At 73.6% G+C, this 4,930-nt stretch carries 3 protein-coding genes and 2 pseudogenes; 1 reads left to right on the top strand and 4 read right to left on the bottom strand.

The window, feature by feature from the left end; translation table 11 throughout:
• Together ACTUAL_RS02000 and guaB are read right to left on the bottom strand one after the other, a co-directional pair.
• Nucleotides 1–125 (bottom strand): annotated as a pseudogene (locus ACTUAL_RS02000) (GuaB3 family IMP dehydrogenase-related protein); the annotation flags it as partial.
• 36 nt (nucleotides 126–161) lie between these two features.
• Entirely contained in the window at nucleotides 162–1,673 is a 1,512-nt protein-coding gene (gene guaB / locus ACTUAL_RS01995) for an IMP dehydrogenase (RefSeq protein ID WP_440899058.1), read from the bottom strand.
• Nucleotides 1,674–1,796: 123 nt separating this feature from the next.
• On the opposite strand from guaB, the pseudogene ACTUAL_RS01990 reads away from it, so the two are divergent.
• A pseudogene (locus ACTUAL_RS01990) lies at nucleotides 1,797–2,186 on the top strand (DUF5319 domain-containing protein); the annotation flags it as partial.
• A 147-nt stretch (nucleotides 2,187–2,333) separates the two neighbouring features.
• On the opposite strand, the gene ACTUAL_RS01985 reads toward ACTUAL_RS01990, so the two are convergent.
• Together ACTUAL_RS01985 and ACTUAL_RS01980 are read right to left on the bottom strand one after the other, a co-directional pair.
• Complete coding sequence (locus ACTUAL_RS01985; RefSeq protein ID WP_440899057.1) at nucleotides 2,334–3,254, bottom strand: anti-sigma-D factor RsdA; 921 nt, start codon at nucleotides 3,252–3,254, stop codon at nucleotides 2,334–2,336.
• Nucleotides 3,255–3,827 carry a sigma-70 family RNA polymerase sigma factor gene (locus ACTUAL_RS01980; RefSeq protein WP_015805221.1) on the bottom strand — a complete coding sequence of 191 codons (573 nt, stop codon included), beginning with the start codon at nucleotides 3,825–3,827 and terminating at the stop codon, nucleotides 3,255–3,257. It abuts the gene before it with no gap.
• Nucleotides 3,828–4,930: the final 1,103 nt, after the last annotated feature.

Below are 4,930 nucleotides of genomic sequence, written 5' to 3'. Positions count from 1 at the left end.
AGCTGCCAGGTCGTCGAGACGTCGTCGACGTCCCGGGTGCGGCGGCTCGGCACGATGGCGATGTCGTCCAGGTGGTAGCCGCGCTGCGCGGTCTTGCCCAGCCCGATCTCGACCACGTCACGCATGGGGACTCCAGATGTCTTCGGGGGTGGAGGGGGTGATCAGCGGGTGTGGTAGTTGGGCGCCTCGACGGTCATCTGGATGTCGTGCGGGTGGCTCTCCTTGAGCCCGGCCGCCGTGATCCGCACCAGCTGCGCGTCCTGCAGCTGCGGGATCGACTGGGAGCCGGTGTAGCCCATCGCCGCCCGCAGACCGCCCGCGAGCTGGTGCACCACCTGCGACAGCGGGCCCCGGAAGGGGGTCCGGCCCTCGATGCCCTCGGGGACGAGCTTGTCCTCGGACAGCACGTCGTCCTGGAAGTACCGGTCCTTCGAGTAGGACTTGCCCTCGCCGCGACCGCGCAGCGCGGCCAGCGAGCCCATGCCCCGGTAGGTCTTGAACTGCTTGCCGTTGACCAGCACGAGCTCGCCGGGCGACTCGGCGGTGCCCGCGAGCAGGCTGCCGAGCATGACCGCGCTGGCGCCCGCCGCGATGGCCTTGGCGATGTCGCCGGAGTACTGGATGCCGCCGTCGCCGATGACCGGGACGCCCGCCGGGCGGCACGCGAGCGACGCCTCGTAGATGGCGGTGATCTGCGGCACGCCCACGCCCGCGACGACGCGGGTGGTGCAGATGGAGCCGGGGCCGACGCCGACCTTCACGCCGTCCGCGCCCGCGTCGACCAGCGCCTGCGCGCCCGCGCGGGTGGCGACGTTGCCGCCGACGATGTCGACCGCCTCGCCGACCTCCTTCTTGATCCGCGCGACCATCTCCAGCACGTTGCGCTGGTGGCCGTGCGCGGTGTCGACCATGATCGCGTCGACGCCCGCGTCGGCCAGGGCCATCGCGCGGGTGAAGCTGTCCTCGCCGACGCCCACGGCGGCGGCGCACAGCAGCCTGCCGTCGGGGTCCTTGGAGGCGTTCGGGTACTGCTCGGTCTTGACGAAGTCCTTGACCGTGATGAGCCCGCGCAGCTTGTTGTCGCCGTCGACGATCGGCAGCTTCTCGATCTTGTGGCGGCGCAGCAGGCCCAGCGCGGCCTCGGCCGACACGCCCACCTGGGCGGTGATCAGCGGGCCCTTGGTCATGACCTCGGCGACCTTGCGGCTGTAGTCGACCTCGAACCGGATGTCCCGGTTGGTGATGATGCCGACGAGCTTGCCCGCCTCGTCCGTGACCGGGACGCCGGAGATGCGGTAGCGGGCGCACAGGTCGTCGACGTGCTTGATCGTGTCGCCGGGGGAGCAGGTCACCGGGTCGCTGACCATGCCCGCCTCGGAGCGCTTCACGGTCTCGACCTGCCGGGCCTGCTCCTCGACGGAGAGGTTGCGGTGCAGCACGCCGATGCCGCCCTGCCGGGCCATCGCGATGGCCATGCGGCCCTCGGTGACGGTGTCCATGGCCGCGGAGGCCAGTGGCACGCGAAGGACGATGTTCCTCGACAGACGGGTGCTGGTGTCGACCCCGCTCGGCACGATCTCCGACTGGGCGGGCAGCAGCAGTACGTCGTCGAAGGTCAGTCCCAGCATGGCGAACTTGCTCGGGACACCGTCAGCGTTCAGCTCGCTGGTCATGGCTGCTGGCTTGCCTTCCGTCGTGCGCTGAGTCCCGCCGCCCGAGGAGTGGGTTTTCCGCAGGCGGCGACGGGTTCGACCCATGGTATCCGGACCGGTGGGGCGGTCGGCCCGGTACCGTGCGTGGTCGTGCCGCACGACGCTTTGCCACCAGACCCGTTCGCGGGAGACCCGGAGGACCCGGCGCGGTCCCTGGGCGACCCGGCCGAGGAGCACGACCACCCGCCGATGGACGACGCCGAGCGCGCCGAGCTGGTGGGCGACCTGAGCGACCTCGCGGTCTACCAGGCGCTGCTCGAACCCAAGGGGGTGCGCGGCATCGTGGTCGACTGCGGCGAGTGCGACGAGCCGCACTACCACGACTGGGCGCTGCTGCGGTCGAGCCTGGAGCAGCTGCTGGCGGACGGCCGGATGCGCCCGCACGAGCCCGCCTACGACCCGGACCCGGCGGACTACGTGAGCTGGGAGTACTGCCGCGGGTACGCCGAGGGGGCGACCGCGTCGGAGAGCGCCCGCTGCCCCCGGCCGGGCCGGTGCGGCGGGCCTGCCGACCCGCGCGCGCCACGTGCCGCGCGGACGTCCCCGAGAACGCCCGGAGCCCGCTTCCCCGAGGGGGAGGCGGGCTCCGGTGGTTCCGGCCGCGGGGCGGTCCGGGGAGGGCTACGGGGTCGCCTGCTCCTTGGCGGACGACTGCTCCCCGTTGCGCTCGCTGGAGGTCGCGTTGCCGCCGTTCGGGTCGCTCGCGGGCGGCGGGGCGGGCTGCGTCTCGCCGGACGGGCTGGGCGGCTCGGTCGTCGTGCTGGACGACGGCGGCGGGCTGGGTGTGCTGGACGTCACGGGCTGCGTGGTCGGCAGCGGGTCCGGGGTGGACGTCGGCGCCTGCGCGGTCGTGCCGGGGTTCGGCGGCACGACGGCCGACGAGGACGACGGCGCGGGGCCCGTGCTGGTGAGGCGGTCCATGAGCGAGGAGTGGGTCTGGACCAGCTCCTCCTTGCCGTCGGACGCCAGGATGGACGGCAGGTGCGCGCCCGCGTTGGCGAGCGCGGCGCGGGCGTCGACCAGGTTGCCCAGGCGCAGCGCGGCGCGGGCGGTGTCCAGGTCGGACTTCACGGTCACGGCGGCCTCGACGGACTTCGCGTGATCGGAGTACAGGACCCTGGTCAGGCCCCAGAGGGAGTCGCCGGGGAGCGCGTCGCGGGCGACCAGGCTGACCCCGGTGAAGGCGATCGCCACGATCGCCGCGGCGCTGGCCAGCGGGATCAGGAAGCGGTGCCTGCTCGGCGGGGAGGGTCGCGCGGCGGCGATCGTCGCCACGGCTGTGTCGGTGTCCACGAGCTCACCCACCGGACTGCTGTCGACCTCGTCCCGCCAGGCCATGAGCAGCGCGTTCAACTCGTCGTCGACGAGCGAGTCCGGCCGATCGCCGTCCCGCCCGCCGAGCGCGTCGAGGAGCGCGTCGTCGGCTCGGATGCCTGCCAGGTCGTCGCCCGGTTCGACCACCGGATCGTCAGGGGTGAGCGGGGTTCTCTCGTCCTGTCCGCGCACGACTTCTCCGTTGCCCTTCTCGTGCTGGTCGGCCACTCAGACCACCTCCTCCGCAGCGAGTGCTTTGCGGAGGCGTGCGAGGGCGCGGTGCTGCGCCACCCGTACCGCGCCCGGCGTGGAACCGACCGCGGTCGCGGTCTCCTCGGCCGACAGGCCGACCACCACGCGAAGCAGCAGGATCTCCCGCTGCTTCTCCGGCAGGATCTTCAGCAGTTGCGCCATCCGCCCCGACAGCTCGCCCTGCATGGCCCGCTGCTCGGGGCCCGCCTCCGTCTCCGGGGCGTCGGGGACCTCGGGGACCGGTTCGGACCGGTTCCTGGCGGCCGACCGGTGCGCGTCGGCCACCTTGTGGGCGGCGATCCCGTAGACGAAAGCGAGGAAAGGCCGTCCCTGGTCCCGATAGCTGGGCAACGCCGTCAGCACGGCGAGACACACCTCCTGGGCCACGTCGTCCGCCGAGGCGAACGACCTCTCCTGCCTGCCGACACGGGCGCGGCAGTACCGCACCACGAGGGGCCGGATCGACGCCAGCAGTCGCTCGATCGCGTGGCGGTCGCCATCGACGGCTGCGCCCACTTCGGCGTCCAGTCCGTCCCCCAAGTTGGTCATCGCAGACAACAGCCCTGGTGTTACGAGTAGGCGTACCGACAACGAACAGCACGGACGCACGCGTCGCCCGTACCGGTGAGGCCCTACCGTACCGCTCCGACGTCCGAATGGTCGACAACAGGGGTACGAACAGTGGCCTGCTCCCGCTGAACCGCGCCGGGCGCCCCGACGGGGCCCGGAAGCCCCTGGTGGGGCTCCCCGGCGGACCGGGTGGAGCCGCCGGGCGGACCGGGCCCGGTCTCCCGAGCGCGGGTCACCCGAACCAGGCCACGCGGACCCGGCGGCACGTCCCCGGACCCGGTCGCCAGAGCTCCCGGACACCCGGACCTCGTCGCCGAGGCGGGTCACCGGAGACCCGGTCGCCCGACCCCGTCACCGAGACGGGCCGCCCGGACCCCGGCCGTTCCCACCCCATCGCTGAGGTGAGCCGTCCGAGGCCCGACCGCCCCACCCCATCGCTGGAGTGGGTCACCCAGAGCTCGGCCCCACCCCATGGCCGGGGTGAGTTGCCCGAGGCCCAGCCGCCCGACCCCGTCACCGAGATGGGCCGCCCAGATCCCGGCCGTTCCCACCCCATCGCTGAGGTGAGCTGTCCGAGTCCCAGCCGCCCCACCCCATCGCTGAAGTGGGTCGCCCAAGTCTCGGCCGCCCCACCCCGTCGTCGAGGTGAGGCGCCCGAGCCGGGTGGTCCGGGGTGGGCGGGGCCGGTTCCGGTCGTGCCGGTCCCGGTTGCCCTCCACCCGGTGGTCCGGTGGCGCTGTCGCCCGGTGGCGCGATCCCCCGACGGCGCGGTTGCCCGGCGGTCCGGGACGCCTGCCGCCTCCGCCCCGGCTGCGCGCGGGCTTCAGCGGTCGACGTCCCCGGTGCCTGGCGGTCACCCCGCCGTGCTCCGGGGCCGCCGGTCGGGGCCGCGAGCCGGTTCACCGGATCGCGGTTCCCGGACCGAGGGAACCCGGAACGGGTGGCATCACCGGAACGAGCGACGGGGTTCAGGTCCCACCGGTCGTTCCCAGGTGTGCCGGGCCGCGCGACCGGGTAGTCCGGTGGCGGCCGAGAGGCGGGGTGCGTCGTGGGGGGGGGGGGGGGGGGGGGGGGCCGCCCCC

Source organism: Actinosynnema sp. (assembly GCF_052038725.1).
Note: the sequence above shows the minus strand (reverse complement) of the source record. Positions and strands in the feature narration are given on the sequence as shown.

Excerpts from the sequence above, each read along its gene's own strand:
- guaB (WP_440899058.1), bottom strand. The coding sequence starts at position 1,673 with ATGACCAGCGAGCTGAACGCTGACGGTGTCCCGAGCAAGTTCGCCATG.
- ACTUAL_RS01980 (WP_015805221.1), bottom strand. The coding sequence starts at position 3,827 with ATGACCAACTTGGGGGACGGACTGGACGCCGAAGTGGGCGCAGCCGTC.